Annotated in this window: 33 protein-coding genes and 1 riboswitch; of the genes, 10 read left to right on the top strand and 23 right to left on the bottom strand. The window is 71.7% G+C overall.

Going from position 1 to position 25,746, the window contains the following annotated elements:
- The first annotated feature begins 23 nt into the window (after positions 1–23).
- Complete coding sequence (locus MFF22_RS23880; protein WP_238253217.1) at positions 24–425, top strand: hypothetical protein; 402 nt, start codon at positions 24–26, stop codon at positions 423–425.
- 281 nt (positions 426–706) lie between these two features.
- On the opposite strand, the gene MFF22_RS23875 is transcribed toward MFF22_RS23880, so the two are convergent.
- The 8 genes from MFF22_RS23875 to MFF22_RS23840 form a co-directional block, all read right to left on the bottom strand.
- Complete coding sequence (locus MFF22_RS23875; RefSeq protein WP_238253216.1) at positions 707–1,312, bottom strand: HD domain-containing protein; 606 nt, start codon at positions 1,310–1,312, stop codon at positions 707–709.
- Positions 1,309–1,929, bottom strand: coding sequence for a DNA-3-methyladenine glycosylase I (locus MFF22_RS23870; protein WP_238253255.1), 621 nt, complete (start codon positions 1,927–1,929; stop codon positions 1,309–1,311). Before MFF22_RS23870 ends, MFF22_RS23875 begins: the two co-directional genes overlap by 4 nt.
- Positions 1,929–2,783 (bottom strand): CAF17-like 4Fe-4S cluster assembly/insertion protein YgfZ, encoded by an 855-nt coding sequence (ygfZ, locus tag MFF22_RS23865; protein WP_238253215.1) that lies wholly within the window; start codon positions 2,781–2,783, stop codon positions 1,929–1,931. Before ygfZ ends, MFF22_RS23870 begins: the two co-directional genes overlap by 1 nt.
- A 79-nt stretch (positions 2,784–2,862) precedes the next feature.
- Positions 2,863–3,117 carry a hypothetical protein gene (locus MFF22_RS23860; RefSeq protein ID WP_238253214.1) on the bottom strand — a complete coding sequence of 85 codons (255 nt, stop codon included), beginning with the start codon at positions 3,115–3,117 and terminating at the stop codon, positions 2,863–2,865.
- A 161-nt stretch (positions 3,118–3,278) separates the two neighbouring features.
- Positions 3,279–3,707 (bottom strand): TIGR02301 family protein, encoded by a 429-nt coding sequence (locus tag MFF22_RS23855; RefSeq protein WP_238253254.1) that lies wholly within the window; start codon positions 3,705–3,707, stop codon positions 3,279–3,281.
- 86 nt (positions 3,708–3,793) lie between these two features.
- A complete protein-coding gene (locus MFF22_RS23850) occupies positions 3,794–4,249 on the bottom strand; it encodes an NUDIX hydrolase (protein WP_238253213.1) in 456 nt (151 codons plus the stop codon).
- Positions 4,246–5,418 carry a glycoside hydrolase family protein gene (locus tag MFF22_RS23845; protein WP_238253212.1) on the bottom strand — a complete coding sequence of 391 codons (1,173 nt, stop codon included), beginning with the start codon at positions 5,416–5,418 and terminating at the stop codon, positions 4,246–4,248. Before MFF22_RS23845 ends, MFF22_RS23850 begins: the two co-directional genes overlap by 4 nt.
- On the bottom strand, positions 5,411–6,133 hold the full coding sequence (locus MFF22_RS23840) for an SDR family NAD(P)-dependent oxidoreductase (RefSeq protein ID WP_238253253.1): 723 nt from the start codon (positions 6,131–6,133) through the stop codon (positions 5,411–5,413). The genes MFF22_RS23845 and MFF22_RS23840 overlap by 8 nt, the downstream gene beginning before the upstream one ends.
- 336 nt (positions 6,134–6,469) lie before the next feature.
- Here MFF22_RS23840 and MFF22_RS23835 point away from each other — a divergent pair, with 336 nt between their 5' ends.
- From MFF22_RS23835 to MFF22_RS23820, 4 genes are read left to right on the top strand one after another with little or no spacing between them, the layout of a single operon-like run.
- Positions 6,470–7,609, top strand: a complete 1,140-nt coding sequence (locus MFF22_RS23835; RefSeq protein ID WP_238253211.1) for an ATP phosphoribosyltransferase regulatory subunit — start codon at positions 6,470–6,472, stop codon at positions 7,607–7,609.
- On the top strand, positions 7,606–8,586 hold the full coding sequence (gene hisG / locus MFF22_RS23830) for an ATP phosphoribosyltransferase (protein WP_238253210.1): 981 nt from the start codon (positions 7,606–7,608) through the stop codon (positions 8,584–8,586). Before MFF22_RS23835 ends, hisG begins: the two co-directional genes overlap by 4 nt.
- A 28-nt stretch (positions 8,587–8,614) precedes the next feature.
- On the top strand, positions 8,615–8,878 hold the full coding sequence (locus tag MFF22_RS23825) for a type II toxin-antitoxin system VapB family antitoxin (protein ID WP_238253209.1): 264 nt from the start codon (positions 8,615–8,617) through the stop codon (positions 8,876–8,878).
- Positions 8,878–9,279 carry a type II toxin-antitoxin system VapC family toxin gene (locus tag MFF22_RS23820; RefSeq protein WP_238253208.1) on the top strand — a complete coding sequence of 134 codons (402 nt, stop codon included), beginning with the start codon at positions 8,878–8,880 and terminating at the stop codon, positions 9,277–9,279. The genes MFF22_RS23825 and MFF22_RS23820 overlap by 1 nt, the downstream gene beginning before the upstream one ends.
- A gap of 114 nt (positions 9,280–9,393) precedes the next feature.
- On the opposite strand, the gene MFF22_RS23815 is transcribed toward MFF22_RS23820, so the two are convergent.
- From MFF22_RS23815 to MFF22_RS23805, 3 genes are read right to left on the bottom strand one after another with little or no spacing between them, the layout of a single operon-like run.
- On the bottom strand, positions 9,394–9,741 hold the full coding sequence (locus MFF22_RS23815; protein WP_238253207.1) for a lysozyme inhibitor LprI family protein: 348 nt from the start codon (positions 9,739–9,741) through the stop codon (positions 9,394–9,396).
- A 47-nt stretch (positions 9,742–9,788) separates the two neighbouring features.
- Positions 9,789–10,220 (bottom strand): protoporphyrinogen oxidase HemJ, encoded by a 432-nt coding sequence (gene hemJ, locus MFF22_RS23810; RefSeq protein ID WP_238253205.1) that lies wholly within the window; start codon positions 10,218–10,220, stop codon positions 9,789–9,791.
- Positions 10,221–10,225: 5 nt separating this feature from the next.
- On the bottom strand, positions 10,226–11,350 hold the full coding sequence (locus MFF22_RS23805) for a uroporphyrinogen decarboxylase (RefSeq protein WP_238253204.1): 1,125 nt from the start codon (positions 11,348–11,350) through the stop codon (positions 10,226–10,228).
- Between the two features lie 433 nt (positions 11,351–11,783).
- Between MFF22_RS23805 and MFF22_RS23800 the strand changes: the two genes are divergently transcribed.
- Complete coding sequence (locus tag MFF22_RS23800; RefSeq protein WP_238253202.1) at positions 11,784–12,614, top strand: pyruvate, water dikinase regulatory protein; 831 nt, start codon at positions 11,784–11,786, stop codon at positions 12,612–12,614.
- 19 nt (positions 12,615–12,633) lie between these two features.
- Here MFF22_RS23800 and crcB read toward each other — a convergent pair whose 3' ends face one another.
- The 10 genes from crcB to MFF22_RS23750 form a co-directional block, all read right to left on the bottom strand.
- A complete protein-coding gene (gene crcB / locus MFF22_RS23795; RefSeq protein ID WP_238253201.1) occupies positions 12,634–13,023 on the bottom strand; it encodes a fluoride efflux transporter CrcB in 390 nt (129 codons plus the stop codon).
- 73 nt (positions 13,024–13,096) lie between these two features.
- Positions 13,097–13,172, bottom strand: a riboswitch (Fluoride riboswitch).
- Between the two features lie 243 nt (positions 13,173–13,415).
- A complete protein-coding gene (locus tag MFF22_RS23790; RefSeq protein WP_238253200.1) occupies positions 13,416–13,928 on the bottom strand; it encodes a hypothetical protein in 513 nt (170 codons plus the stop codon).
- Between the two features lie 200 nt (positions 13,929–14,128).
- Entirely contained in the window at positions 14,129–14,557 is a 429-nt protein-coding gene (gene lanM / locus MFF22_RS23785; protein WP_238253199.1) for a lanmodulin LanM, read from the bottom strand.
- A 97-nt stretch (positions 14,558–14,654) separates the two neighbouring features.
- Positions 14,655–15,938 (bottom strand): hypothetical protein, encoded by a 1,284-nt coding sequence (locus MFF22_RS23780; protein WP_370877618.1) that lies wholly within the window; start codon positions 15,936–15,938, stop codon positions 14,655–14,657.
- Positions 15,932–16,837: a tetratricopeptide repeat protein gene (locus MFF22_RS23775; RefSeq protein ID WP_238253198.1), complete on the bottom strand. Its 906-nt coding sequence runs from the start codon at positions 16,835–16,837 to the stop codon at positions 15,932–15,934. The genes MFF22_RS23780 and MFF22_RS23775 overlap by 7 nt, the downstream gene beginning before the upstream one ends.
- Positions 16,837–17,763 (bottom strand): vWA domain-containing protein, encoded by a 927-nt coding sequence (locus tag MFF22_RS23770; protein ID WP_238253251.1) that lies wholly within the window; start codon positions 17,761–17,763, stop codon positions 16,837–16,839. The genes MFF22_RS23775 and MFF22_RS23770 overlap by 1 nt, the downstream gene beginning before the upstream one ends.
- A gap of 256 nt (positions 17,764–18,019) precedes the next feature.
- Entirely contained in the window at positions 18,020–19,039 is a 1,020-nt protein-coding gene (locus tag MFF22_RS23765) for a VWA domain-containing protein (RefSeq protein ID WP_238253197.1), read from the bottom strand.
- On the bottom strand, positions 19,036–19,500 hold the full coding sequence (locus MFF22_RS23760) for a DUF4381 family protein (protein WP_238253196.1): 465 nt from the start codon (positions 19,498–19,500) through the stop codon (positions 19,036–19,038). Before MFF22_RS23760 ends, MFF22_RS23765 begins: the two co-directional genes overlap by 4 nt.
- A 15-nt stretch (positions 19,501–19,515) precedes the next feature.
- The gene (locus MFF22_RS23755; RefSeq protein WP_238253249.1) at positions 19,516–20,370 is read right to left on the bottom strand and encodes a DUF58 domain-containing protein; all 855 of its coding nucleotides are present in this window, start codon (positions 20,368–20,370) and stop codon (positions 19,516–19,518) included.
- A gap of 76 nt (positions 20,371–20,446) precedes the next feature.
- A complete protein-coding gene (locus MFF22_RS23750) occupies positions 20,447–21,451 on the bottom strand; it encodes an AAA family ATPase (protein ID WP_238253195.1) in 1,005 nt (334 codons plus the stop codon).
- 201 nt (positions 21,452–21,652) lie between these two features.
- Between MFF22_RS23750 and MFF22_RS23745 the strand changes: the two genes are divergently transcribed.
- A complete protein-coding gene (locus MFF22_RS23745; RefSeq protein ID WP_238253193.1) occupies positions 21,653–22,375 on the top strand; it encodes an MgtC/SapB family protein in 723 nt (240 codons plus the stop codon).
- Between the two features lie 5 nt (positions 22,376–22,380).
- Here MFF22_RS23745 and MFF22_RS23740 read toward each other — a convergent pair whose 3' ends face one another.
- A complete protein-coding gene (locus MFF22_RS23740; RefSeq protein ID WP_238253191.1) occupies positions 22,381–22,713 on the bottom strand; it encodes a hypothetical protein in 333 nt (110 codons plus the stop codon).
- A 341-nt stretch (positions 22,714–23,054) separates the two neighbouring features.
- On the opposite strand from MFF22_RS23740, the gene MFF22_RS23735 reads away from it, so the two are divergent.
- Positions 23,055–23,900, top strand: coding sequence for a C40 family peptidase (locus tag MFF22_RS23735; RefSeq protein WP_238253189.1), 846 nt, complete (start codon positions 23,055–23,057; stop codon positions 23,898–23,900).
- A gap of 145 nt (positions 23,901–24,045) precedes the next feature.
- Positions 24,046–24,348 carry a hypothetical protein gene (locus MFF22_RS23730; protein ID WP_370877621.1) on the top strand — a complete coding sequence of 101 codons (303 nt, stop codon included), beginning with the start codon at positions 24,046–24,048 and terminating at the stop codon, positions 24,346–24,348.
- 54 nt (positions 24,349–24,402) lie between these two features.
- Here MFF22_RS23730 and MFF22_RS23725 read toward each other — a convergent pair whose 3' ends face one another.
- Complete coding sequence (locus MFF22_RS23725; protein WP_238253187.1) at positions 24,403–24,936, bottom strand: RT0821/Lpp0805 family surface protein; 534 nt, start codon at positions 24,934–24,936, stop codon at positions 24,403–24,405.
- 94 nt (positions 24,937–25,030) lie between these two features.
- Here MFF22_RS23725 and pdxH point away from each other — a divergent pair, with 94 nt between their 5' ends.
- Positions 25,031–25,663 carry a pyridoxamine 5'-phosphate oxidase gene (gene pdxH / locus MFF22_RS23720; protein WP_283206209.1) on the top strand — a complete coding sequence of 211 codons (633 nt, stop codon included), beginning with the start codon at positions 25,031–25,033 and terminating at the stop codon, positions 25,661–25,663.
- Positions 25,664–25,746: the final 83 nt, after the last annotated feature.

Genomic DNA, 25,746 nt, shown 5'->3' with positions numbered 1-25,746 from the left:
TCGCGACCGAGGAAAGTCAAATCATGCTGCGTCCCGTCCCTGCCGTCGCCGCGCTCATCGTGGCCGGCGGCCTTGTTTCACTCGGTCACGGCGCCGCCCTGGCCTCGCCCTGCACGCAGCAGATCGACGGGCTGTCGGGCAAGGTGAAGGCGGAAACGCGCGACGCCATCTCGGCGAATACGAGCGGCCAGGGCACCGCCGCCAAGCGCGGCGGCGAGGGGATGACCGGCACCGAGGGCAAGCGGGCGGACGAAGCCCCCGAGGCGCCGCCGGAGAAATCCGCCGAGGCCGGCAAGGGTGCCGACGCCGCCCAGCAGGCGAAGGTCGCCCTGGACGAGGCCCGCGCCGCCGACGCCAAGGGCGACACCAAGGGCTGCGAGGCGGCCGTGGAGCGGGCGAAGTCGCAGCTCAGCAAGGCGCCGTAAGGCAGGGAAGACGACCTCTCTCTGCCCGCGGGGATCGGGGCGAGATCGATCCATCCCTCATCCTCATCCTGAGGCGCCCGCTGCAAGCGGGCCTCGAAGGCCTCATCCTGAGGTGACTGCGTCAGCGGGCCTCGAAGGAGGGCTCCAGAAGGCTCCACGATCCCTGGAGCCCTCCTTCGAGGCGGCTGTCGCCGCACCTCAGGATGAGGGATGGGGGTGGGATGGGCCGGTCAGCCCCAAATACGCACCGATGCCCCCGAGATGGGGGAGAGGCAGCCCCCCTACTGCCCCACCAACTCCCCGAACCGTGCCAGGAACCGCGCCTGCGCGTCCCCCGTGGGCCACGGCTCGGCGAGGGCGAGGATGGGGTCCGGCAGGGCAAGCGTCGGGCCGAAATACCGGGCGGCTTCCTCCTCGGAGAAACCGGCAAGCCGCACCGCCTCCACATGGGCCGCGACCCGGTCCGCCCGCTTCACGAGCCGGCTGAGGGCAGGCGTCGGGGCGGGCAGGCCGAAACGCTGGCGTACGGCGGTGAGCAGCCGCTGCTCCACCCCCCGATAGGCATCGCCGATCGCCGCCTTCAGGGGCGAGATGATATCCCCCACGACGTATTCCGGCGCATCGTGCAGGAGCAGTTCGAGCCCCTCGACCCCGGTGGAGGCGGGGGCGAGATGCCGACCGATTCCTTCGACCAGCAGGCTGTGCTGCGCCACCGAGAAGACGTGCGGGCCCGCCGTCTGCCCGTTCCAGCGGGCGACCCGGGCGAGGCCGTGGGCGATGTCGGCGATGTCGATGTCGAGGGACGAGGGGTCCAGGAGGTCGAGGCGGCGGCCGGATAGCATCCGCTGCCACGCCCGCGGCGGCTCCTTTGCTGGCGAAGCGCTCATGCCCGTGCGAGGGCGGCGCAGGCCCCGTGACGGTGGCAGTCCGTGAGGTGGTCGTTCACCATCCCGACCGCCTGCATGAAGGCGTGGACGATGGTCGGCCCGCAGAAGGAGAAACCCTCGGCCTTCAAAGCCTTGGCGATGCGCCGGGACACCTCCGTCTCCGTGGCGATGTCGGCCCGGCTGTGCGGGTTCGCCTGGATGGGCTGCCCCTCGCAGAAATCCCAGAGGAAGCGGGAGAATCCGGGTCCGCTCTCCTCGATCCGGAGCCAGGCCCTGGCCCCGGCGATAGTACCGAGGATCTTCGCCCGGTTGCGGATGATGCCCGTATCCGCCATCAGCCGGGCGACGTCGGCCTCGGTGTAGCGGGCAATCGCCTCGGGCGAGAAGCCATCGAAGGCCGCCCGGAATCCCTCGCGCCGCCGCAGGATGGTGAGCCAGGACAGGCCGGCCTGGAACCCGTCGAGGATCAGCTTCTCGTAGAGGGCACGGCCATCGAATTCAGGCACGCCCCACTCGGTGTCGTGATAGGCCACGTAGAGGGGATCGAGCCCCGCCCACCAGCAGCGGGGCCGTCCGTCCGGGTGCAGGATCAGCCCCTCGGGCAGCGCGGGCTCCATCAACCCGCCGCCTCGCCGCCGGCATCGGGCATGGGGAAGGTCGCGTAGGCCGGCCGTCCCACGGCGAGGGGCTTGCCGCCCGCCCGGAGGATCTCACCCGCCGCCAGGGCGTCGCCGAGCCGGTCGAGGCGCAGCATGGCGAGGCCGGTCTGGCCGGCCGTGCTGCCTGTCACGCCCAGCACCTTCTGCCCGGCCTGGACCTCGGACCCCGGCGAGGGCGCCCCCTCCGGAAACGCCGCGGCGAGGAGGCGGGTGCGGGCGGTACCCCGGTGCTGCATCCGCGACACCACCTCCTGGCCGACGTAGCAGCCCTTGCGGAAATCCACCCCGCCGAGCTGGTCCATCAGCGCCTCGTGGGGGAAGGCGTCGCCATAGGCGAAGTCGCGGCCACCCTCGGGGATGGCCAGCGCGATCCGGTGGGTGTGGTAATCCCCCTCGGAGGCGTCCGCCGAGAACGCACCCTCGGCGGCGTAGAGCCGTGCCCCGAGATCGGGATGCCGGCTATCGACCACCCGGGCGGTGGCCGCGGCCGTGGTGGCGCCATCCCAGGCGGCGGCCACCGCCACGGTCGGGTCGGCGGCGATCTCGGCCTTGGCGCGGAGTTTGTAGAGGGTCAGGCGCTTGGCGAGGTCGGCAGCCTTGTCCGCCGCCACGTCGAGGCGAAACCCGTCCGGCAAACGCGAGACGAGGAAGTCGAACAGGATCTTGCCCTGGGGGGTCAGGAGGGCGCCGAGCCGCGCCTCATCCGCTCCCAGGGTCTCCACGTTGCAGGTCAACACGCCCTGGAGCAGGGAGGTCGCATCCGGCCCCGTGACGGTGACGAGGGCGCGGTCCGGCAGCAGGGCGATGGGCATTCGGGTGTTCCTCACGCGGCGGGGATGGCCGGGAGGTAAGCGTGAACGCGGCGCGCCTCAACCGGTGGCCGACCGCGGGTCAGTGCTGCAGGGTGGTCGTGAAGGCGCCGCCGCGGATACGCTCGGGGAAACCCTCGGCGTAGCGGGCGGTGGCCTCTTCGCCATAGGTGGTCACGAGTTCCTGGAAGGCGGCGAAGAGGGCGGCCTGGGCCATGCAGTCACCGTCGAGCCCGTCGAGGCAGCCTTCCGCGAACGCTTCCGAGACATAGCTCAAAGCGGCACGCTTCTCCTCGACATCGGCCTCGAGGGGGGCGGTGTGCGAGATGGGCTGCATGGTCCGACACTTCCATTGCACCGGTCTGAGACAGGCCGGCGGACAAGATGGATGATAGGCGGCTCAATGCGGGACGCCTAGCCGGTAATTGCGAATCGGTTAACGCGACCGTTCGAATGCGCCCCTATCGCCCGATCACCCCCCGTTGTTGCCGGGATGCATCAACCGCCGAACCGGCCCGCGAGGGCATGAGACAGCCGTTCGCCTTCTGCGAGAAACCGGGCCGCTGCTTCGTGGGCCGCCGGGGTGCAGACCCGGTAGGTCAGGGCGTAGCTCCGGTAGCCGCGGTTATAGGCGCCGGCCAGCCTGTCCCGCCGGGCGGGGGTAATCCCCTCGGCCTCGATCAGGGCCTTCATCCGGGCCGGCCATTCCCCCGCATCCGCCGTGGCGCAGAGGCTGCGCAGGAAGGCCAGGGAGCCGATCACCTCCGCCATGCGCATGAGGTCGCGGTCGTAGGGCGCCGGCACGTCGGCGGGGGCTGGCGCCTCCTTCGGCTGCTCCTTGGGAGCGTCCTTGGCGGCGGGCTTGGCCCGCTGCTGCGCCTGCGCGACCGGGACGGAGGGGACGATCAGGGCGAGGGCGACAACCACCGCCGCCTTCGCCCCACGGCCGCCCCTGGTGCGCACGATCCCCTTGCCCGCAGGGGAGGGGGCCAAAAGACCGGAGCGACCCCCCATTACGCCTGCCCCCGCGTCCCGATCCGGGCGAACGCCTCCCGCAGGGTGCCGAGCAGCCCGGGCGTGGTCTCGAGGCCCGCGATCTCGTCGAGGCTCGCCCAGCGCACGCCCAGGGCCTCCGGCCCCGCCACGGGCTCTCCGCCCCGCCAGAGGGCAGCGTGGGGATGGACGACGTAATGGTGCCGCGCGCGGCCTTCCCCGTCGCGCATGATGATCTCGGTGGGGGAGAGCACGCCCACTACCTCGGCGGTGAGGCCGACCTCCTCGGACAGTTCGCGAAGGGCCGCCTCAGCCAGGGTCTCGCCGGCCTCCACGAGGCCCCCCGGCAGGGTCCAGACGCCGCGCATCGGCTCGTTCGCCCGGGCGGCCAACAGGACGCGCCCGTCCCGGATCACCGCGATCGAGGCGCCCACGAAGGGCCGGGTCGGAAAGGTGCGGGCCTCAACTTCGGTCACGGTTGTCCCCCGTCGAGGGCGATGGCCGCGACGCGTCCGTCGCCGAGGCCGACGACGAGGCGGGCCGCCGGTCCCTCCCCGAGGACGGCGACACCGGTCCCCGCCGGGGCCGGCAGGGTCACGCGCAGGCGCTCGCGCCATCCGTCCCGGCCCGAGACGACGGCCAGGGCCGGCATCCCCGCCACCGGCAGGGCGAGATCCACCACCCCGTCCCGCGCCAGGGTGTCGGCGAGGTCTGTTTCGCCATCCCCGATCGTGTAGCCCGCGGCTTCGGGACCAGGTTCGATCCGGTCGGGACCGAGACTCCAGAGCCTCAGCCGCCCGGTGGAATCGACAGTCGCGGCCCCGATGCCCTTCCCAGAGAAATCCCCGAGGGCGGCGACGGCCGGGCGCGGTCCGGGTGCCGTGCGGGCGCTCACCGCCCAGGCGGCCGGGTCGGCGGTCGAGCGGGTAACGAGGACGAGGCTCCCCGAGTCGGGCCCGGTCAGCGTCGCGGCCAGGACCGCCGGACGCCCGGCGAGGGGGACGATCCGCGGCGGTCTGGCGGCGAAGACCGCCCCATCGCCCGCGGGCACGGACGCGGTGGCCACGGGGACGGGCCGGGGATCGGTGCTGACCGCCAGGGGCTGGCGCTCCCGGAGGGTCAGCGTCGTGGCAGCGGGGGCGCCGTCCGGGCTTCGGCCGCGGCCCGTGAGGTAGGCGCTCAGCGGTCCGTCGAGGGCGCGGCGGGTCCCCGGCAGGGCGCCCCGCGGGGTCTCGGAGGCTACGAGATCTTCCACCGCCTCCCGGCCGATGGGCTTGGCGGCGACGGTGCCGTTCTCCACGGTGAGGATCGCCCCGCCATCTTCACCCCACACGACGGCGATCGGCGGCGAGGCCGTGCGACCGTCACCGGCCCTGACGATGGGAAGGAGGCCCGACGTCGCCACCGCCGTCGCGACCTCGCTGCGCGGCCCGCGCATCTCGCGGACCTTGAACGGCAGATCGAGGATGCGGATCGCCGGCTCGGCCGAGGCGGCGCCTCCGGCCAGGAGGATCGCAACCAGGGCGAAGCCCACGCCCCGGCTCCGCCCGGCGGACGCTGCGATCCGGCGATACTCCGGTTCCCCCAGGGCGAGGGGGCGGGTCGAACGGACGGCGCGCCGGATGCGCGCCGGGGAGTCAGACATGCTGACCGCCGTTGATGTGCAACTCGGCGCCGTTCACGTAGGACGAGGCCTCGGTGCACAGGAAGTAGATGGCCTTGGCGACCTCGTCGGGGGTGCCGAGCCGGCGCTGGGGGATCTGTTCCACCAGCTTCTCCGTCCCGGGAGAGAGGATGGAGGTGTCGATCTCGCCCGGCGAGATGGCGTTCACCCGGACGCCGATGGGTCCGAAATCCGCGGCCATCTCCCGGGTCAGGCCGGCCAGCGCCGCCTTCGACGTGCCGTAGGCCGCCCCGGCAAAGGGGTGGACCCGCGAGCCGGCGATGGAGGTGACGTTGACGATGGAGCCCCTGGCCTGGGCGAGTTCCTCGCGCAGGCCCCGCGCCAGCAGGATCGTCGCGAAGAAATTGACTTGGAACACCCGCTGCCAGTCCGCAAAATCCGTCCCGAGCGCCCCCAGGCGCTCCCCGGCGGGTCCCTTCGGCGAGATGCCGGCATTGTTGACCAGGGCATGCAGCAACCCGCCCTCGGCCTCCAGGCGGCCGCGCACCTCCTCGATCGCCCGCATCGTGTCGGCGGCGTCGGAGAGATCGACCTGAAGATGGTCCTCGGGACCCATCTCCCAGGGGCAGTTCTCCGGGAAGGGGTGGCGCGAGCAGGTGATGACCCGCCAGCCGGCGGCGGAGAACCGCTTCACGGTGGCGTGGCCGATGCCGCGGCTCGCGCCCGTGAGCAGCATGACGCGCCGGCGTTCATTGGGGGAGAGGGCCACGGTCGGAGCCTCGCTGTCGCGCGGGGGGGTTCCGCAGGCGCGGCCCCCGCCGGTGCACTGCAACGTCTAGGCGGACGGGCGCGGGAAATCCAGGGCGGACCGCATGCGGCGGGCGCAAGGGGCTTGGCGCCCGAGGCGTCGCCCGGCCATCGCGAAAATCCTCCACCGTCGTCCCACGCGAAGCGATGACGGGGCTGCGATGGGGCTGCGCAGTCCCGCGCATGGCCAAGCCTCCGGCCCCGACGTGCACCGTGTCGCCAAGCCGGCCTTCGGTTGCTACAGAGCGCGCGCACGAGGATGACCATGACGCGACCGGAGCCCGACACGGAAACGGCTGAGCCCGCCCAGGCGCGGCTGATCGCCCATCTCGCTGCGGCGGGCTACGCCCCCGTCAGCCCGCCGGTGCTGCAGCCGGTCGAGCCCTTCCTCGAACTGTCCGGCGAGGATATCCGGCGGCGGATCTTCGTCACGCAGGATGCCGGCGGGGCCGAACTGTGCCTGCGGCCGGAATTCACCATTCCCGTCTGCCGTCTCCATCGCCAGCGGGCGGACGGGCGGACGGCCGACTACAGCTATTGCGGGCCGGTCTTCCGGCTGGCCGCCGAGGAGCCGGACGAGTTCTTCCAGGCCGGCATCGAATCGATCGGCCGGACCGACACGCCCGCCGCGGATGCCGAGGTGCTGGGGCTCGCCCTCGAAGGGCTGGCCCTGCTCGGGCGGTCGAGCCCCTCCGTCCGCCTCGGCGACATGGGCCTGACCGTAGCCCTGCTGGAAGGCCTCTCCGTGCCCCCGGCCGCCAAACGGCGCACACTCCGGGCGCTGGCCGCCGGCCGCTCCCTCGATGCGGTGACCAACGGCGCCGAGGGCACCCCCGGCGAAGACCGCCATGCGGGGCTTCTCGCCGCGATCCAGGGCCAGGACCCCCAGGGCGTGCGCGCCTTCGTGGAGGACGTGCTGGCCATCGCCGGCATCTCGGCGGTGGGCGGACGCAGCGCGGGCGAGATCGCGGAACGCTTCCTCGGCAAGGCGGCGGCGCAGGCCAATGGCGGGGCCGGGCTCAACGCCGAGAACCGGGCGATTCTCGACCGCTACCGGGCGGTCTCGGGGGATCCCGATGCGGCGGCCCGGGACCTGCGGGCGCTGGTCGCCGATGCGGGGGTCCGCCACCCGGCCCTGGAGGCCGCCCTCGACCTGTTCGAGGAGCGCACCGGCTTCATCGCCGCCCGGGGCCTGCCCATCGGGAGCTTCCGCTTCCAGGGCGGCTTCGCCCGCAACCTCGATTACTATACCGGCTTCATCTTCGAGGCCGCCGAAGGCGGTGGGCCGGTGCTGGTCGGCGGCGGCCGCTACGACGGCCTCCTCACCCATCTCGGCAGCCCCGTGCCCCTGCCCGCGGTGGGCTGCACCTTCTGGATCGAGCGCGCGACGGGAGCCGGCCGATGAGCGAGTCCCTCGTGCTGGCGGTGCCCTCGAAGGGGCGCCTCCAGGAAAACGCCAACGCCTTCTTCGCCCGCGCCGGCCTCAAGCTCGCCCAGGGCGCGGGCGCCAGGGACTACCGGGGCAAGCTCGTCGGCGTGTCCGGCGTCGAGGTGCGCTACCTCTCGGCCTCCGAGATCGCGAGCCAGCTCGCCTCCGGTGCCGCCCATCTCGGCGTGACCGGCGAGGACCTGATCCGCGAGACCCTCCCCGACGTGCGCGGGCAGGTGGAGTTGCTGACGCCGCTCGGCTTCGGCAACGCCACGGTGGTGGTGGCCGTGCCCCAGGCCTGGATCGACGTGCGGGTGATGGCCGACCTCGACGAGGTGGCCGCCACCATGCGCACCCGCCACGGCCGCCGCCTCCGGGTGGCGACGAAGTACGTGAACCTCACCCGGCGCTTCTTCGCCGAGACCGGCGTGGCGGACTACCGGATCGTCGAGAGCCTCGGCGCCACCGAGGGCGCCCCGGCGGCGGGCTCCGCCGAGATCGTCGTGGACATCACCACCACGGGTGCCACGCTGGCAGCCAACGCCCTCAAGATCCTCGACGACGGGATCATCCTGCGCTCGGAGGCGAACCTCGTCGCCTCGCTGAAGGCGCCCTGGGGCGAGGGGCAGCGGAACGCCCTGCGGGCGGTCCTCGGGCGGATCAGCGCCGAGGAACGGGCCCGCACGACCCGCGAGGTTCGGGCAGCGATGCCGGAATCCGGCGGCATCGACCTCGCCACGCTGGCGGGCCTGCACGAGGCCGAGCTGCCCTATGGCGCCCCGGCCGGTCCGGACGGGGAGATCGTCCTGCGCTGCCCCGAGGCCGCGATGTTCGACCTCACCGATGCCCTCGTGGCGGCGGGCGCCCGGGCGGTCAGTGTACGCCGGATCGACTACGCCTTCGCGGCGGAGAACCCCCTGGCGGAACGGCTGCTTACGCGGCTCCGGACGTGACGCGGACCGGGATATCCCTTACTCTCCGATGGGATATTCCACCGAGGCGACCATGCCCCTCTACGTGAAGGACCCGACGGTCGATGCCCTGGCCGACGAGCTGATGGCGCTCAGGGGATCGACCAAGACGGAAGCCGTCCGCCAAGCCCTCCGCAACGAGATCGCGCGGGTGAAGGGGGAGACCGACCTCGTCGAACGGACACTCGCGTTCACCCGGCGGCTGCACGCCCGGGCCAGAGCCGGGCAGCCGGCCGACAAGGCGTTTATCGACAGCCTCTACGAGCGCGACTGATGTTCGTGGATGCGTCCGCCCTGACGGCGATCCTGACGGATGAGGACGACGCCCGGGAACTGGTCGGGCGGCTGAAGCGGGCGAGCCGGCGGATGACCTCGCCGCTAGCGGTCTGGGAGACGACCGTCGCCGTCGCCCGGCGGCTCGGCCTTTCCCTCGGCGAGGCGCGCGAAGCGGTAGGCGATTACCTCGCCCTCGCCGGCATCGTCGTCATGCCCATCCCGCCGGAAGTCGGTGACACGGCGCTCGATGCCTTCGACCGCTTCGGCAAGAGCCGCCATCCGGCCGCGCTGAATTTCGGCGACTGCTTCGCCTATGCGTGTGCCCGCCACTACCGGGCACGGCTCCTGTTCAAGGGCGACGACTTCCCACACACGGACATCGACTTGCACCCCGCCTGATCGGGGATCCCAAAGGGCCGGGCCCTTTGGCGGGTGCAGGGCGGCACCCTGCCTCTTCCAGGGGCCTCGCCCCTGGACCCCACCAAAGGACCTCGTCCTTTGGGAACCCTGGATTTATTGCGGGCCCTGCTTGGCGAATTCGGCGAGCACGCCGCGGAGCACCTTGAGGCGAGCGTCGTAGGCGGTGCGCAGGCATTCGACCTCGGCGCCACAGGTCCGGCGCTCGACGAGCCAGGTCTCCTGGTCTTCCTTCAGCTTCGACTGGCCACCCATCGGCAGCACCGCTTTCAGGATCTCGAACCGGGTCGCCATCTCCACATCCCGGTCGTTGAGGGGGAGATGGGCGCAGATCGCCTTCTCGTCGGGCGCCTCCGCCTTGTCGCAGGGGAAGCTCGCCGCCTGGGCGGTTCCGCTGAAAGGCAGCAGGAGGGTGAGGGCGAGGGCGTAACGGACGTGCGGCATGGACCGGAAACGGCCGGGCCCACCGGAGGCTCCCTCGGGCGAGCGCATCAGAATCCGGGCTTCACCGTCGCGAGGACGACGATGGCAATCATCAGCAGGGTCGGCACCTCGTTGATCACCCGGTAGAACCGGTGGGATCGGGTGTTCCGGTCGGCGGCGAAGTCCTTCACCATCCGGGCGAGCCAGCCGTGGATCCCCGACATTGCCACCACCAGGGCGAACTTCGCCTGCAGCCAGGGTGCCGCGTAGTAGCCGCTCATCCAGGCCAGCGTCAGGCCGAACACCCAGGTCGCGATCATGGCGGGCGTCATGATCGCCTTGAGCAGGCGCCGCTCCATGACCTTGAAGGTCGCGGATTGCGCCTCCGAACCCGGCGGCAGGCTCGCATGGTACACGAACAGCCGGGGCAGGTAGAGCATCGCCGCCATCCAGGCGATGAGGCTCACGATGTGCCCCGCCTTGAGCCAGTCGTAGAGCACCCCCGTCAGCCCCGCAGCCGGGCGAGCATCCGCTCGACATGCGCCACCGGCGTCTGCGGCGTGATGCCGTGGCCGAGGTTGAACACGTGCGGCAGGCCCTCCACGGCCCCGCGGATGGCATCCACGGCCCCGTCCAGGGCCGCGCCGCCCTCGATCAGGGTCTCGGGGTGCAGGTTGCCCTGCGTGACCGTGGAGGCCGGCACACGGCCCCGCAGGGCCTTCAGGTCCACGCCCCAATCGACGCCGACCGCATCGGCGCCGGTCTCGGGAACCACACGGGCATGGCCGTCGAGGCCGGAGCCCCGGGCAAAGACGATGATCTTCGCCCCCGGCACCCGGGCCCTGACGCCGGCGATCATCCGGGCGATGGGGCGCAGGGACCAGCGGGTCAGGGCATCGACCGGGGCCGAGCCGGGAAGGGCGCTCTCCGCCACGTCGCCAACGGGCTCGACGGAGCCTCCGGCGGCCGGAACCGCCCGGGGCAGGGTGCCGGCGTGGGATTCGAAGATCTGGACCGCGTCGGCGCCGGCCTCGAGCTGGCGGACGAGGTAGTCGGTCTGCACCGTCACGAGGCGGTCGATCAGTTCATCGACCAGGGCCGTGTCGCCCTCGGCCAGCGCCCGGGCGGGAGCGAGGTCCGGAGTACCCCGGCCGCCGATCATGTAGCTCGCCACCGTCCAGGGGGCGCCGCAGAAACCGAGGAGCGTGGTCTCTCCCGGAAGCTCGGCGCGCAGGCGCCTGACGGTCTCGAAGACGGGAGCGAGGTGATCCATCACGGCCCCGTCCCCGGATTCCCGAAGGCGCCCGAAGGCGGCCCGGTCCGACAGGGGGTCGAGGCGTGGCCCTTCGCCCTCCACGAAGCGGACGTCCTGGCCGAGGGCGTGGGGGATGACGAGGATGTCGGAGAACAGGATCGCGGCGTCGAACCCGAACCGGCGGATCGGCTGGAGGGTCACCTCCACGGCGAAGTCGGGCGTGTAGCACAGGTCGAGGAAGGAGCCTGCCGTAGCCCGGGTGGCCCGGTATTCCGGCAGATAGCGCCCCGCCTGACGCATCATCCAGGCGGGGGGCGGCCAGACCGCTTCGCCCGAGAGGACCCGCATCATCGTCCTGTCCACCCGAACCGTCATGCGCTCCCGCATCCGCTCTTCTCGCAAACCGGTCCGGTCGCGACGATCCCCAGGGGTCCTCTCATAAAGATAAAGAGAGAATCTTAGACTCTGTTTTTTCTCTTGGAGCGTGGATCACGGGAGCGCAACCGTGTCCACACGTGATCCCCGGCGGGGCGGCGTTAACGAGGCTTTAAAGGATTTGCGCGAAGATGATGGAAGAGGGTTCCCGTTCAAGGCCTTGGCCGGGGCGGTGTGCCGGATCGGCCCCATGGCGTCCGGGTTTTCCCGACTCGCGGCTGGAATCCGCCCCGATTTGACGGCCTGTGCATCCAGGAGTCGATAGCCGACCGCGCCTGGGCACTGGACCGGCCCGACAGGGCTGCCTATCCACACTTGTCGACTCCCCGGCGCCTCGCCGTTGGATAACCGGAACCGGCCGGAGACGCCGCGCATGAGCCGCAGCTACTTTCATCTCCATCTCGTCTCCGATTCCACGGGCGAGACGCTCATCAATGTCGGCCGGGCGGCGGCGGCGCAGTACGAAGGCGTCTCGGCCATCGAGCACGTCTACCCGCTGGTGCGCTCGGCCTCCCAGCTCGAACGGGTGATCTCGGAGATCCGGGCGGCGCCGGGCCTCGTGCTCTACACCCTGGTGGGGGGCGATCTCGGCCAGCGGCTCGAGATGGCGGCGCGGGAATCGGGTTCGCCCTGCCTCTCGGTGCTGCAGCCGGTCCACGACCTTCTGCAATCCTACCTCGGCACGCAGAAGGCGGCCCGGCCGGGCGCCCAGCACATGCTGAACGCCGAGTACTTCAAGCGCATCGACGCGATGAACTTCACCCTCGCCCACGACGACGGCAACCTGCCGGAGGATCTGGAGGAGGCGGACGTGATCCTGCTCGGCGTCAGCCGCACGTCGAAGACGCCGACCTCGATCTACCTCGCCAACCGCGGGCTTAAGACGACGAACCTGCCCCTCGTCCCGGGCATGCCGATGCCGCCGGCGATCGAGGCGGCCCGCAAGCCGCTCATCGTCGGACTGTTCGCCTCGCCCGAGCGGATCATCCAGATCCGGCAGAACCGGCTGTCGAGCCTCAACGCCGACGAAACCTCGCTCTACGTGGACCGGGAGGCGGTGTCCGACGAGATCACCGCCTCCCGGCGCCTGTTCATGAAGAACCGCTGGCCGACCATCGACGTGACCCGGCGCTCCATCGAGGAGACCGCCGCGGCGATCCTCGACCTGCACCGGGACCACCGGATGAAATTCATCGCCGAGTGACGTTTTCTCTGCCGCGGGGTCACGACCCACTCAACACGGTCCGCACGAGGGCGAAGCCCGCGACGAGGCCGAGCAATCCCCCGGCGACCGAGGCCAGGACATAGGCCGCCGAGACCGCCGTCTCGCCCCGTTCGTAGAGGGCAATGGCATCCAGGGAGAAGGTCGAGAAGGTGGTGAAGCCGCCGAGCACCCCGGTGGTCAGGAACAGCCGGGCCGGATGGCCCGCGGCGCCACGCAGGGCGAAACCCTCGGCGAGCACGCCCATCAGGAACGAGCCGAGCACGTTGATGATGAGGGTCGCCAGGGGAAACCCGAGCCCCGGCAGAAGCCGCGCGACGGCGACGTTGAGCCCATGGCGAAACCCGCCGCCGAGCCCGGCCCCGAGGAAAACGATGAGGGTGTTGATCATGCCTGTCCCGTCCCCGTTTGGACGAGCAGTCCGCTCGCGATGCGGCCACGGCCCCACCGCGGGCGAACATGCCCTTGCGGTAGGAGCCATCAGCCCAGGCCGGTCATCCGGCAAGGCGGTTATCGGGGAGCTCCATCCCCATCGCAGGGGGAACTAACAGGTTGGTGGCGGGGCCGCCAGAGGGTCCCCGGCCCGCCGTTTCACGGTCCTGAGAGCGGTTTCGGTTTGATCTGGATTGCCCGCTCCACCGTCCTTGCGAGCGACAGCGAAGCAATCCAGGGCAGCGGGACCTGACCGGATGTGGCGGATCCCTGGGTAGCTTCGCTGCGCTCGCAATGACCGTGGAAATGGCGTGATCCAAGGACGACAGAAAACCCTCTCAAGCCCCTCCGTCACGCCGCGACGGGGAAGTGGCTGCGCTGCTCGATCTGCGCGACGTAGAAATCCTCGATCACGTCGCGGATCACCTCCGCGAGGTCGGCGCCGCGGTGCTCGTCGAGATGGATGTCGCTGCCGATCACCCGGCCGATATGCGCGCTGGCGCTGGAACCGGGAGCGAGGCGCTCGTTGTAGCGCTGATGCAGGCCCGAGACCGAGATGTAGTTCTTGCCGCCGAGTTCGGGGCCATACTTGACCTTGATCTTCTGCTCGCACTCCACCCCGCGCAGGCGGGCGCAGAGGGTGACGAAGTTGTCAGTGTCGATGGTCAGTTCGGCGCCGGTGATGCTGCCGTGGGTGTTGTGCTCCTCGTTGAGGACCTCCGCCATCAGGTGCAGCACGTCGATCACCGGCTGAAGGGCGCGGGTGCCGTCCTCGAGGAGCTTCTGACGGAAACCGTTGCTGCGGGCGTCGGCGGCGGCGAGGCGGGTGCGGAACCTGTCCTTGACCTCGTTCACGTGGGCCATGATCTCTTCCTCCGGGATATCTCGAAAATCCGGATCGTCTTGTCCGTTGATTCTCGATTTACGGAGCGAATGCAGTTTCAACAAGATACTGCAAAATATTGATGCCTGCCCAGGACTTGAGCTTTTGATGAAAACATTCGCCTGCCTAAAAATCAGGCAATGAAATCGGGAGGGCCGTGGGCCCTCCCGGTGGGCGCGGATTATTTGATGAGCTTGAGGAGGTTCTTGCCCGCGCTCGTCTTGAGTTCCTTGGCGTCGAGCTTGCCGTCGCCATCGGGATCGGCGGCCTTGAAGCGGTCGGCGACGAGGGTGTCGTATTCCTTCCGGTCGATCTTGTTGTCGCCGTCGGGATCGATGGTCTTCATTTCCTTGCGGCTGACCCGACCCTGAAGCTCCTTGGTGTCCACGGAGCCGTCCTTGTCCTTGTCGAGGCGCTCGAAGGTCGCCCCGCCGGCCGCCTGGGCCTCGGTGAGGTCGATGGTGCCGTCGTTGTCGGTGTCGATGGCCTTCATGGCGTTCGCGGAGCCGCCCGACCGGGCGGCGGCAGCGTGGGGCAGGACGGCCGGGAGGGCGAAGCCGACAATGACGAGGGCGGCGAGAAGGGTCGGGGCGCGGGTTTGTCCGATCATGGCTGGAATCTCCGGTAGCGGGTGGCACCGGGCCTCCAAGGCCTATCTGCGGACAGCGTTCCCTTCCGTTCCATCACGAAGCGAAGATGGGCCTCGCTCAGGCCGGCCCGTCGAGGGGCTTGAGGCCGCCGGACGCAGCCTGGCCGGACGGTGCGCGGCTCCGGGCCAGGGCGCGGGCGAGGGCGCGAAGGTCCGGCGCCTCTCCGCCTGCCGGGCCGTAGACGGCCCGGTCCAGGGCAGCGAGACCGTCGCGGATCGCCGGCTCGTCACGCCAGCGCCGGGCGAGATCCGGAACCGCCCTCTCCCCCGCCGCCACGGCCGCCCGGAATCCCGGGGCATCCCCGGCTCCGGCGGCCCGGCGAAGGTCGCGGGCGATGGGGGTGGGTAATCGCAACGTAGCCCTGTCGCGGCGGATCCCGAGGAGGGCGAGGCCGAGGCCGAAGGCCATCACCCCTGCGGTGGCGGCGAGGAAGGCGGGCGGCGCGGCGGGGATGCCACCGTCGGTCTCCCGGTCGGGCAGGCCGCCACCGATCTGGCGGGCGGGAATCTCGGCCTCCCGCATGGTCCGCGAGACCGTGTCGAACCAGGGGATTTCGATGGCGTCGAGGGGAATCACCTCGGGCACACCGGGCTTCACGTCCCAGATATAGGTCGCCCGGGCGACCGGGCCGGCGGGGGTGATGATCGTTTCCCGGCTGACGGGACCCGCGAAGGTGATGATGCCCCGGGTGCGCATCACTGGCCGGGGCGGCAGGCCTTCGGCGAGCACGCCCTGCGCTTCGAGGGTCACGGTCCGGCGGACGGTCTCGCCGACCTTCACGGTCTCGGGGTCGCGGCTCCAGGAATCGGTGATGCTCACGTCCCTGGCGGGCAACCACCAGGGGTCCTTAGCGTCGGGGCCGCCGGTGGGCGCCGTCCAGGCCGCGACCACGAAGGGGATCGGCTGCGAGCGCACGTCGACCACCTTGCGCTCGCCCACGTCGTTGATGGTGAGCCGGTGGACGAAGGGTTCGAGGGTGAAGTCGCCCGCATGGTGGGGAAAGATCGCCACGGTCCGGTCGAAGGCGATGGCACTCTGCCCGTCGGGGAGCTGGGTCTTGCTCCAGTGGTCGCGTCCGAGCTGGGTCCAGGTGAAGTTGGCGAGCGGCGGCTGGATGACCTCCTCCAGCAGGATCGGTTGCTTGTAGACCCCGTGGATCTTCAGGAGCACCATCTCCCGGGCATAGGGCGCCGCCCCGCCGTTGAGCTCGGGGGTGACGGTGAGAGTCAGGTCGCCGGGCTCGACCTCCGCGAGGGCGGGCAGGGTCAGGGCCACCAGCAGCCAGGCGGCCAGGAGGGACACCCTCCCGATGACGGCGGGCATCCTCGAGACGATCACCATGGGTTGCTCCCGGCGGGCATGGCGGTGCCGGCCGCGACCCGGCGGGCCTGCTCGGCCTTGAGGCGGAGCTTCAGATAGCGGCCGGGATCGTCGGGCAGGGTCTGGAGCCACAGCCGGTCCGGGCGGATCTCATGGGCCTCGAAGCTCTTCGTCACCCGGCGGACCTCCCGTTCGGGCGCCTCCGCGACCATGGCGAGACCGGTGCCGGACCGTCCCCGGCCGGCGGCGTCGCCCACCGAACCCCGGGCCTTGCCGCCCACGGAATCGACGGCCGCCTGTTCCGAGCGGCCCCGGCGGGACACCGCGCTGTTGCCGGGCAGGGAGGCGCTGGTGTTCGATTCCTTGTTGCCCGCGAGACCCTCACCGCTTGAGGAGGCGTTGATGTCGTTGTTCTGGTCGTGGTTGCCGGTGTTGTTGTAGCGGGCGCCGTACTGGGCGGTACCGTTGGCGATGCCGCCGCCGGGGCCGCGGTCGATGGCCTCCTCCAGCATGCGGGCGATCAGGGCGCGGTTGGCCTGGGCATCGGCGTCCCGGGGGTTGAAGCGCAGGGCCTCGTCATAGGCGGCGACGGCGCCGGGCAGGTCTCCGGCCCGGGCCAGGGCGTTGCCGAGATTGTAGCTCGCCCGCCGGCCGCCGTTGCGGAACAGGGCCGCGGCATCCTCCGGCCGGCCCGCCTCGTAGAGGGCGGCCCCCCGCCAGGCCGGATCGTCGAAGACCCGCGCGGCGAGGCCGGGCAGGTGCAGGCCCATCAGCAGCCGGCCGAAGCCGGTGCGGGGCTGGGACAGGGCCGCGAGCACTATGAGCCCCAGGGCGACGAGGACCAGCCCGGCGATCCGCGCCGTCCGCCGCCAGGAGGGGGGAAGGCCGATGATCCGGGTTGGGGCGAGGGCGGCCGGCATCAGGCGCTCCGGCGGAACAGGAGAAGGGCGGGCAGGGCGGCCAGCGCCAGGAGCCAGCGCCCGAGATCGGCGAAGGCGACGACGCCGTATCCGCCCGCGGCAAGGTGCTGGGCCGTAGGCGCGGAGACCTGCGCGATCACGGGATCGGCCGTGGTGATGGTGGCGCTCGTCCCACCGCCGGCCGCGGCGAGGCGCTGCAGCGGGCCCGGATCGGGTTTCGGCGCCCCCGGGGGCAGGGGCTTTGTCGCGGGGACGAAGAGGGTGTCGAGCCGCCAGCCCCTGGCGCGGATCGCGGCGGCCTCGCGCAGGGCCGCCTCGCCGATCCCATCCCCGTCGCTGATCAGCACCACATCCGCGGCGATGACGCCGGACTCGGCCAGGGTCCGCGCGGCCAGGGCGATGCCGCGTTCGGGATGGCTGCCCCGGTCGGGGACCGTGTCCGCGTCGAGGGCGAAGAGGGTGGTGCCGAGGCTGTCCCGGTCGGTGGTGGGGGAGACGGCGAGATACGCGTCGCCGGCATAGACGACGAGGGCCACCGGCCGGGTCCCTGCCGCCTCGGCGACGGCGGCGGCGGCCTCGCGCATGGCCTGCAGGTTGCCGCCCTCGGCAACGGACCGGGACAGGTCGAGGACGAGGATCGTCTCGTCGAGGTTGCGGAAGCTGCCCGTGTCCCGGCGCTCGACGGCGGGTCCGGAGAGCGCCAGGACGAGTCCCCCGGCGCAGAGGCCCGCGGCGAGGTTGGCGCCGCGCCGGCCGCCGAGCACTGCCCCGGAGCGGGAGAGGTAGTCCATCAGGGCGGGATCGACCTCCCGGCCCCAGTCGCCGAGGGGCGCGGCCCGGCGGACGGCATAGAGGGCCAGGGCCACCACGACAGGGAGCGCGGCGAGCCACCACGGCCGCAGGAGGGTGAGGCCGGCAAGGGTCATCGCGGTGCCCGGCCCGGATGACGCTTCGCGGGCCGTCGAGGGGCGCATCCCCTCTCCCTGCCTGCGGGGAGAGGGCTGAGCCCCCCTTGCCGGGGGCGAAGCGAGGCGGCAGCCGCAGGTGAGGGGGAATGCCGGATGAGTCTCGTCCTGTGAGCCCCCTCACCGCCGCCTTCCGGCGGCACGACGGGATGCGACCGGGCTTCACCCCTCAAGCGGAAAGGGGGCATCCGCGCGTCCTTGAGGGATGGGGCGTTCCTCATGCCGCCCTCCTCACCGCCAGCAGCGCCACCGCGAAGGCGAGGGCCAGGGTGCCCGGCCAGATCCACAGGTCCCGGCGCAGGGGCAATGGCGGTGCCCCCGTGCGGCTGCCCTCCAGGGAATCGATCGCGCCGGCCACGGCGACGAGGTCGTCGGTGGTGCGCACCCGGAAGAACTTTCCGCCGCTGGTCTCGGCCATGACCCGCAGGGTCTCGCTGTCGACCACGTCCTGCTCGCCGTCGGCGTCGGCGAGATCCCGGGGTCCGAGGGCGATGGTGTAGACCCTCACCCCGATCTCCCGGGCGAGGTCGGCCACGTCCTTCGGGGCGGTCTGGCCGGCATTGTTGGCGCCGTCGGAGAGGAGCACCACTGCCTTGGTCGCGGCGGGGCGGCCCTCCGGGATGTGGGCGTCCCGGGGGTCGAGGCGCCGCAGGGCGAGACCGAGGCCGTCGCCGATGCCGGTCGAGCGACCCGAGATGCCGATCGTCGCCTCCTCCAGGGACCGGGCCACGGAGGCGGTGTCGAAGGTGAGGCCGGCGGCGACATAGGCTTGGTCGGCGAAGAGGACGAGGCCGATCCGGTCCCCCGCCCGGCGGCGGATGAAGTCGGAGCCCACGCGCTTGACCGCCTCCAGCCGGCTCACGGTCTCGCCGTCCAGGGAGAAGTCCCGCCGCTCCATGGACCCGGACAGGTCCATGGCGATCATGATCTCCCGGCCCGAGGCGGGCAGGGCGGCGGCCGGCATCACGACCCGCGGGCCGCTCAGGGCGAGGACGAGGCTAATCCAGAGTCCCCAGGCCAGGACGGCCCGGCGGCGGCCGCGGCCGGCGACATCCGTACCGGTCCCGGTGCTGGCGGCCAGGGTTCCGGGGACCAGAAGGGCGCCACCTTCCATCCGCTCCCGCGGCAGGAGGCGGGCAGCGAGCCAGGGCAGGGGCAGGGCGACGAGCAGCCAGGGCGCCGCGAGGTCGAAACCGGAGACGAAGGCCGCAAGCCAACCGGGCAGAGCGCCGTTCATGCCCTGAGCCTCCCGATCAGCCGCGACAGCTCGGCGTCGAGGAGGGCTGCATCGGGCGTTTCCCGGCGGTAGAGCCCATCCACCAGCACCCGGCCAGCCCCGGCGGTGAAGAAGTCGGTTCGCAACAGGGCGTCGAGCCGTCCGGCCCAGGCTGCGCCCTGCGCCGAGGCCGCCGCGTCGCCATCGACCGTCCGCACGAGGCGGCGCAGCAGGCGGGCCTGGGCGAGGATCCTGTCCGGTGGGTCGAGGCTGCGGCTGCCGGCGAGGTCGGCCAGCGCCGCGCGACGGACGCTTGCCCGGGCCCGGCCCACGAGGACCCGCACGAGGCCGATGAGAAGGGCGGCGGAAAAGCCGAGGATCAGGGCGAGCAGGATATCCCCTGGCACGGGGCCGCTGGCGCCGCCGGGCAGGTGCAGGCCGCGGAGCTGGTCGAGGCTGGCGGGGGCGTCGGCGGGGCTCATGGGGCGCCCCGGTACTCAGAGCACGGCATCGAGCCGCTCCATCAGCGGCGCATAGGCCTCGGGCCCCGCCTCCACATCGAGGCGCAGGCCCGCCATGCCCCGGGCGGCATAGTCGGCGAGGCGGGCGTCGATCGCCCGCTCCCCCGTCCCGTCGGCCCGGAGGGAGCCCCGTCGGCCGTCGGACAGGGCGAAGGGGAAGAAGCCCGGCCGCCGGGCGCGCTCGAAGGCGTCGCTCACCAGCACGAGGCGCACGGAGACGCGCTCGGCCACGAGCCCAAGCAGGCGCTCGAAATCGGGGCCGGGATTGTCCAGGGCGCTGCCGATCACGAGGTGGCCGCCGGAGGGAAGGAGGCTTGCGGCGACCCCGAGGAGGGGCTCGAGGGGCGGATCGGGGTCCTTCGCCGTTTCCAAAGCCCTGGCATGGGCGACGGCCAGCGCCCCGGTGACGGCGGTCATGGCCCGCTCGCCGCCGGCCGGGCGCAGCACCGTGGCTTCTCCCGCCGCGGAGGCCACCACGAGGCCGACCCGGCCGCCATCGGCCACGATCCGCCAGCCGAGGAGGGCCAGGGCCTCCGCCGCCGCGTTGGCGCGGAGGGTGCGCCTCGTGCCGAACAGCATGGAGGGCCGGAAGTCGGCGAGCAGGATCACCGCCCGGTCGCGCTCGTCGTGGTGGGTGCGCACATACAACTGCCCGGTGCGGGCGGTGGCGTTGCGGTCGATGTGGCGGCGGTCGTCGCCCTCGGCCCAGAGGCGCACGTCCTCCGGCTCGGAGCCGCGCCCCCGGCGCCGGGTGACGATCCCGCCGGGGAGGCCGGCGAGGGTGCGCGTCACCGGGGAGGCGCCCCGCCGGGCGAGGTGCCGCAACCCCATCAGGGTCTCGCCGGAGAGGGCGATCACCGGCTCCCCCGGGCGAGGCCGGCCGCGGTCGCCGTACCCTCCGCCGTCATCACAGGGCCTTCACCCGCCGCACGAGGTCCTCGATCAGCCCCCTGGCGGTCCTGCCCTCGGCGGAGGCCCGCCATGTCAGGCCGATCCGGTGGGACAGGGCGTCCCGGGCGAGTTCGGTCACGTCCTCGGGGATCACGTGGTCGCGCCCGCGCAGCCATGCCCGCGCCTTGCCCGCCATCATCAGGGCGAGGGTGCCCCGCGGCGAGGCCGGGTGCTCGATCGCCCCACGCAGGTCCGGGGCGGCCTCGTCGGTGCGGGTCGCCGCCACGAGGCGCACGAGGTAGTCCTTGAGCGCCGGGGAGACGTAGGTGGAGAGCGCCGCCTCCCGGGCCGCCCGCACCTCCGCCATCGTCAGCCGCGTCGGCATCGGCGGGATGCGGTGGGTCAGCTCGCCCTCCACGAGGTCGAGGATCGCCCGCTCGGAGGCGGCGTCGGGCATGTCCACCACGACATGCAGGAGGAAGCGGTCGAGCTGCGCCTCGGGCAGGGGGAAGGTGCCCGCGTGCTCGATGGGGTTCTGGGTGGCCACCACCATGAACGGGTCGGGCAGGCGGTGGGTCTCGCCGGAGACGGTCACCTGTCCCTCGGCCATGGATTCCAGCAGGGCCGACTGCACCTTCGGCGGGGCACGGTTCACCTCGTCCACGAGGACGAGGGCGTGGAACAGGGGGCCGGGCAGGAACTCGAAATGGCCGCTGTCCTGGCGCCACACCGTGGTGCCGGTGAGGTCGGCCGGCATCAGGTCGGGGGTGCATTGGATGCGGGCGAAGGAGCCGTCCAGCCCCTCGGCAAGGCGCTTGACCGCCCGGGTCTTGGCGAGGCCCGGCGCGCCCTCGATCAGCAGGTGGCCCCCGGTGAGGAGGCCGATGAGCAGGCGCTCCACGAGACCGGAGGCGCCGATGAGGCCGGTCTCCAGACCGTCCCTCAGGGAGAGCACCCGCCCATGGAGGTCGGAGGCGGCGGAGCCCGCCTGGGGGCGGTCGGCCAGAATGGCGCCGCTCATGGGTGGCTCGATCCCGACACGTCGGCCGAATCCGGCATCCTGCACGTCTCCTCGCGGCCGGGTCCCGTTTCGCGACGGGCTCCTCGAAACCGTAGCCGGTGTGCCCGCAGGGCGTGTGGCCGTCAATCCTGCGCGACCGAAGCCCTGCGCGGGCATCGTGTCACGGTTTCTTCACAAGGGCACACGATGAGCGGGGCCGTCATGACCTTTCCGATCGCCTATGCCGACCTGCCCGAGCCGGCGAAATCCGCCCTGGGGCTCCTCGTGGCCTTCTGCCTCGGCACCCTGATCGGGGCCGAGCGGCAGTACCGGCAGCGCACCGCCGGCCTGCGCACCGCCGTGCTGGTCGCCGTGGGCGCCTCGGCCTTCGTCGATCTCGGCATGCGCCTCACCGGTGGCGAGGGCGGGACCCGCACCGTCGCCTACGTGATCTCCGGCATCGGCTTCCTCGGCGCCGGCGTGATCATGAAGGAGGGGATGAACGTCCGCGGCCTCAACACCGCCGCCACCCTGTGGTGTTCGGCCTCCGTGGGTGCCTTCGCCGGGGCGGACCTGCCCATGGAGGCCTTCTTCGTCACGGTGACGGTGCTGGCCTGCAACACCGCCCTGCGGCCCCTGGTGAAGCTGATCGATCGCCTGCCGATCCGCGAATCCGAGACGGAGGCGACCTACGAGGTCCAGGTCACGACGGCGCCCGGCGCCAGCGGTCCGGCCCAGGATCTGTTGATCGAGCGCCTGGAGGCGGCGAACTACCCCGTCAGCGCCATCGAGATCGAGGAGCGGGGCGAGGATGCGGTGGACGTCATCGCCACCCTGACGGCCAGCGCCGTCGAGCCGGAGGAACTCGACGCGGTAACGGCCGACCTCGAGAAGGCCCCCGGCATCCGCCATGCCACTTGGACCAGCCAGACCGCTGCGGATTGAGCGCGTCAGCGCCGGGGGTCGAGGGGACGGCCGCGGCGTTCCACGACGACGGTCGGCCGGACCCGGCGCTCGACGATGACCGTGCGCGGCGCCCGGCTCGGGCTGGCATGGCTGAGGATCCGCTCCGGTGCCCGCTCCGGCTTGGCCCGCTTGGCCGCGAGCACATGCGGGCGAACCTCCTCGACGGGCAGGCCGATGAGCCCGGCGGCGATCTCGGTCTGCTGCTCGACGTCGTCGGCGAGGTCCTGGGCAGCGGACACCGCCTCGACGATCGTCGGCGGCTCCCGGCGCACGCGGATCGGTGGAAGGTCGGCGAAGCTCTTGGGGGTCTTCTTCACGGGACGACTCGCAGTCTTCATGGCTCCAAGCATAGCGCGCCGGAAGCCGGTTGTGCAGTGCATCAAACGAAGGTGATGGCCCGGATGCGACATCCTGGGAGGGTGAATCCATCGGGTGATCGCCGAAGCGGCAGGGAAGCGATCGCCATCCCGCCGGAAACGGTGCATCCGCATCCACGTGGATGAACGAATGCCTGCCGGACAGGCATCCCGATGCGTCACCATGACGCAATCGCGGGCAGCCGACCAGCCAAAGGGCACGCTGCCCCCCGGAATTCCGGGGCTGCTCCCCAGCTCTACCTCCCGTTTCCCATTAACCGGGAGAACCCTATCCTGCGCCGATGACGACCACGCCCGATCCGCGTCTCACGCCCGCCCGGCCCCATCTGGCGGATGCCCGCCTGCGGGGGATCGTCTCCGCCGAACGCTACGTGGACGGACAGACGCGCCGCGTCGCCGTCCCTTCCGCCCCCCTGCGGCGGACGCCCTCGCCGGAGTCCGGCACCGAGACGGAGGCGGTCCTCGGCGATGCGGTGACCTATTATGGGGAGGAGGAGGGCCACGCCTTCGTCCAGCTCCAGCGGGACGGCTATGTGGGATACCTGCCGGTCGGGAGCCTCGGGCCGGCGGACCCGGAGCCGACCCATGTGGTCGTCGCCCTGCGCACCTTCCTCTACCCAGCGCCGGACCTGAAGCGCCCTCCGCAGGGCCATCTCAGCCTCGGCGCCGGCCTCTCTGCGACGGGACGGACGGGCGACTACATCGAGACGGCGGCAGGCTTCGTCTTCGCCGGGCATTGCCGCGACGCCAGCTTCGTCGCCCCCGACTTCGCCGCCACGGCCGAGGGCCTCGTCGGCACTCCCTACCTCTGGGGCGGGCGCACGAGCCTGGGCCTCGACTGCTCCGGGCTGGTCCAGCTCTGCCTCCACCTCGCCGGGCGCGACTGCCCCCGGGACGCCGATATGCAGGAGCGCGGCCTCGGCACGGCACTCCCCGACGATCCCGTCGGCCTGGAGCGGGGGGATCTGGTCTTCTGGCGGGGCCATGTCGGGATGATGCTCGACGCGACCCGCCTCATCCACGCCAACGGCCACCACATGGCGGTGGCCGTGGAGCCCCTGGCGGAGGCCCGTGCCCGTATCCTCAACCACAGCTTCGGCGCCGTGACCGCGTTCCGGAGGCCCTGAGACGTGGCCTTGAGACATGGCCTTGAGACATGGCCCTGAGACATGGCCCTGAGACATGGCGCCGGGGCGCAGCCCAGGAACCCCCGCCCGGCACCACCCGTTCAATCGTCAAGATCGGAAACCCGGAGACTTCACGATGACCCGGATGACAGGCACACGGATCGGTCTCGCCCTCGGCGGCGCCCTGCTGGCGCTTCTGCCGGGTGCGGCCCTGGCCCGGGGCGGCGGAGGCGGCGATGCTGGCAGCGGTCTCTCGCCCTACGCGGCCCTCAGCGGCAACGACCGTTCGGCGGGGATCAACAACGGCAATTACCGCGATCCCGCCTACGACCCCTACCTGCGCACCTATGCGCCGCAGGCGGCCTATGGCTACGCAGCCCCGCCCGGCCCGCAGCCCGAGCCGGCCCGGCGGCTGCGCCTGCGGCCCTATTACGGCTATCCGTACTGAGGGCGGATCCCTTCGTATGAACCAGGACGGGCGCCGCAGGGCGCCCGTTTTCGTTCAGTCGACACCCTTGTCGGAACCCTTGGCCGAGTCCTTGGCCGAGTCCTTGCCCAAATCCTTGGCCGGTGCCGCAGCGGTGCGGATCGCCTTCAGGGTCCAGTCCCCGCCGGAGGGCTTGCAGCCGGTGCCGCGCACGAAGCGGCTCTTCTCGGAGCCGATGACCGAGGCGAGGAAGTTCCGGCAGATCTGATCGTCGGCGACATAGGGGAGCCCGGTCGGGTTCACCGAGCCGTGCATCCCGGAATCGGGATTGTCCCACTTGACCGGACGCCCGTTGCCCTGCGGATCCAGGGCCACCGACAAGGCCGCCTGCGCCCGGCGCCAATCCTCTCCAGTGAGATCGCCTCCGAAGGTCTTGGACCGAGGCTGGATGCTGCCCGTCGTCACCGGCTCCTCGGCGGTCACGGCCGGCTCCGGCGTACCCCGGAACAGGAGAAGCGGTTGGCTGCACCCGGCCAGAAGCCCGACGACGCACAGGGCTGCCCCCGCCGGAACGAGGGTCCGGAGCTCTTTACAGTGACGCGAGACCATCAGACCATCACACCTGACCTACGGCGGTCTTTCCGTTCGACGGACGCGCCGTTGCCCCCTCAGGCCCCGGACGTGGCAGGCCAGGAGTGTTCCCTTGAACGAGTTAACGATCGGTGCCCCGACCCCTGCGACGGCGGAGGATTTCACCCGCGCCAAGGACCCCGTCGCCCTGTTCGCCGCATGGATGCGGGAGGCCGAGGCGTCCGAGCCGGAGGATCCCAACGCCATGGCCCTGGCCACCGCCGACCGGGACGGCCTGCCCGACGTGCGGGTGGTCCTGCTGAAGGCGTTCGATGAGCGCGGCTTCGTGTTCTACACGAACACCCAGTCCGCCAAGGGCGAGGAGCTGGCGCAGAACCCGCAGGCGGCCCTGGTGCTCCACTGGAAGAGCCTGCGCAGGCAAGTGCGCGCCCGGGGCCCCATCGAGCGGGTCACCGACGAGGAGGCCGACGCCTACTTCGCCAGCCGCCGCCGGGAGAGCCGCATCGGCGCCATCGTGAGCCAGCAATCCCGCCCCCTCGCGGATCGGCAGACCATGATGGGCGAGGTCGCCGCCGTGACGGAGCGCCTCGGCGACGGGCCGGTCCCACGGCCATCGCACTGGACGGGTTTCCGCATCCTGCCGGTGTCGATCGAGTTCTGGCAGAACGGCGATTTCCGCCTCCACGACCGGGTGCGCTTCGTCCGGGACGGCGCGCGCTGGCAGGGGACGCGCCTCTATCCGTAGAGCCAGACGCGCTGCCATCGCCGCGACGACGCAGGGGCAGCGGACACGGGTCCCTGCCCCCCTCCTCATCCTGAGGCGCCCGC

The organism is Methylobacterium persicinum, assembly GCF_022179525.1.
GTDB classification, from domain to species: domain Bacteria; phylum Pseudomonadota; class Alphaproteobacteria; order Rhizobiales; family Beijerinckiaceae; genus Methylobacterium; species Methylobacterium persicinum.
The sequence above is the reverse complement of the archived record's forward strand: the minus strand, read 5'-3'. Positions and strand labels throughout refer to the sequence as shown.

What these genes read in the sequence shown, in the direction of transcription:
- MFF22_RS23775 (WP_238253198.1), bottom strand. Translation starts at nt 16,837, where the DNA reads ATGCCGGCCGCCCTCGCCCCAACCCGGATCATCGGCCTTCCCCCCTCC.
- MFF22_RS23860 (WP_238253214.1), bottom strand. Translation starts at nt 3,117, where the DNA reads ATGCAGCCCATCTCGCACACCGCCCCCCTCGAGGCCGATGTCGAGGAG.
- MFF22_RS23820 (WP_238253208.1), top strand. Translation starts at nt 8,878, where the DNA reads ATGTTCGTGGATGCGTCCGCCCTGACGGCGATCCTGACGGATGAGGAC.
- MFF22_RS23755 (WP_238253249.1), bottom strand. Translation starts at nt 20,370, where the DNA reads ATGGGGTTGCGGCACCTCGCCCGGCGGGGCGCCTCCCCGGTGACGCGC.
- MFF22_RS23750 (WP_238253195.1), bottom strand. Translation starts at nt 21,451, where the DNA reads ATGAGCGGCGCCATTCTGGCCGACCGCCCCCAGGCGGGCTCCGCCGCC.
- MFF22_RS23730 (WP_370877621.1), top strand. Translation starts at nt 24,046, where the DNA reads ATGACAGGCACACGGATCGGTCTCGCCCTCGGCGGCGCCCTGCTGGCG.
- MFF22_RS23765 (WP_238253197.1), bottom strand. Translation starts at nt 19,039, where the DNA reads ATGAACGGCGCTCTGCCCGGTTGGCTTGCGGCCTTCGTCTCCGGTTTC.
- MFF22_RS23790 (WP_238253200.1), bottom strand. Translation starts at nt 13,928, where the DNA reads ATGGCCCACGTGAACGAGGTCAAGGACAGGTTCCGCACCCGCCTCGCC.
- lanM (WP_238253199.1), bottom strand. Translation starts at nt 14,557, where the DNA reads ATGATCGGACAAACCCGCGCCCCGACCCTTCTCGCCGCCCTCGTCATT.
- MFF22_RS23725 (WP_238253187.1), bottom strand. Translation starts at nt 24,936, where the DNA reads ATGGTCTCGCGTCACTGTAAAGAGCTCCGGACCCTCGTTCCGGCGGGG.
- ygfZ (WP_238253215.1), bottom strand. Translation starts at nt 2,783, where the DNA reads ATGCCCATCGCCCTGCTGCCGGACCGCGCCCTCGTCACCGTCACGGGG.
- hisG (WP_238253210.1), top strand. Translation starts at nt 7,606, where the DNA reads ATGAGCGAGTCCCTCGTGCTGGCGGTGCCCTCGAAGGGGCGCCTCCAG.
- MFF22_RS23840 (WP_238253253.1), bottom strand. Translation starts at nt 6,133, where the DNA reads ATGCTGCTCACGGGCGCGAGCCGCGGCATCGGCCACGCCACCGTGAAG.
- MFF22_RS23845 (WP_238253212.1), bottom strand. Translation starts at nt 5,418, where the DNA reads ATGTCTGACTCCCCGGCGCGCATCCGGCGCGCCGTCCGTTCGACCCGC.
- crcB (WP_238253201.1), bottom strand. Translation starts at nt 13,023, where the DNA reads ATGATCAACACCCTCATCGTTTTCCTCGGGGCCGGGCTCGGCGGCGGG.
- MFF22_RS23815 (WP_238253207.1), bottom strand. Translation starts at nt 9,741, where the DNA reads ATGCCGCACGTCCGTTACGCCCTCGCCCTCACCCTCCTGCTGCCTTTC.
- MFF22_RS23770 (WP_238253251.1), bottom strand. Translation starts at nt 17,763, where the DNA reads ATGACCCTTGCCGGCCTCACCCTCCTGCGGCCGTGGTGGCTCGCCGCG.
- MFF22_RS23760 (WP_238253196.1), bottom strand. Translation starts at nt 19,500, where the DNA reads ATGAGCCCCGCCGACGCCCCCGCCAGCCTCGACCAGCTCCGCGGCCTG.
- MFF22_RS23875 (WP_238253216.1), bottom strand. Translation starts at nt 1,312, where the DNA reads ATGAGCGCTTCGCCAGCAAAGGAGCCGCCGCGGGCGTGGCAGCGGATG.
- MFF22_RS23805 (WP_238253204.1), bottom strand. Translation starts at nt 11,350, where the DNA reads ATGACGGTTCGGGTGGACAGGACGATGATGCGGGTCCTCTCGGGCGAA.
- MFF22_RS23825 (WP_238253209.1), top strand. Translation starts at nt 8,615, where the DNA reads ATGGGATATTCCACCGAGGCGACCATGCCCCTCTACGTGAAGGACCCG.
- MFF22_RS23880 (WP_238253217.1), top strand. Translation starts at nt 24, where the DNA reads ATGCTGCGTCCCGTCCCTGCCGTCGCCGCGCTCATCGTGGCCGGCGGC.
- MFF22_RS23780 (WP_370877618.1), bottom strand. Translation starts at nt 15,938, where the DNA reads ATGGTGATCGTCTCGAGGATGCCCGCCGTCATCGGGAGGGTGTCCCTC.
- MFF22_RS23735 (WP_238253189.1), top strand. Translation starts at nt 23,055, where the DNA reads ATGACGACCACGCCCGATCCGCGTCTCACGCCCGCCCGGCCCCATCTG.
- MFF22_RS23745 (WP_238253193.1), top strand. Translation starts at nt 21,653, where the DNA reads ATGACCTTTCCGATCGCCTATGCCGACCTGCCCGAGCCGGCGAAATCC.
- MFF22_RS23835 (WP_238253211.1), top strand. Translation starts at nt 6,470, where the DNA reads ATGACGCGACCGGAGCCCGACACGGAAACGGCTGAGCCCGCCCAGGCG.
- MFF22_RS23870 (WP_238253255.1), bottom strand. Translation starts at nt 1,929, where the DNA reads ATGGAGCCCGCGCTGCCCGAGGGGCTGATCCTGCACCCGGACGGACGG.
- MFF22_RS23800 (WP_238253202.1), top strand. Translation starts at nt 11,784, where the DNA reads ATGAGCCGCAGCTACTTTCATCTCCATCTCGTCTCCGATTCCACGGGC.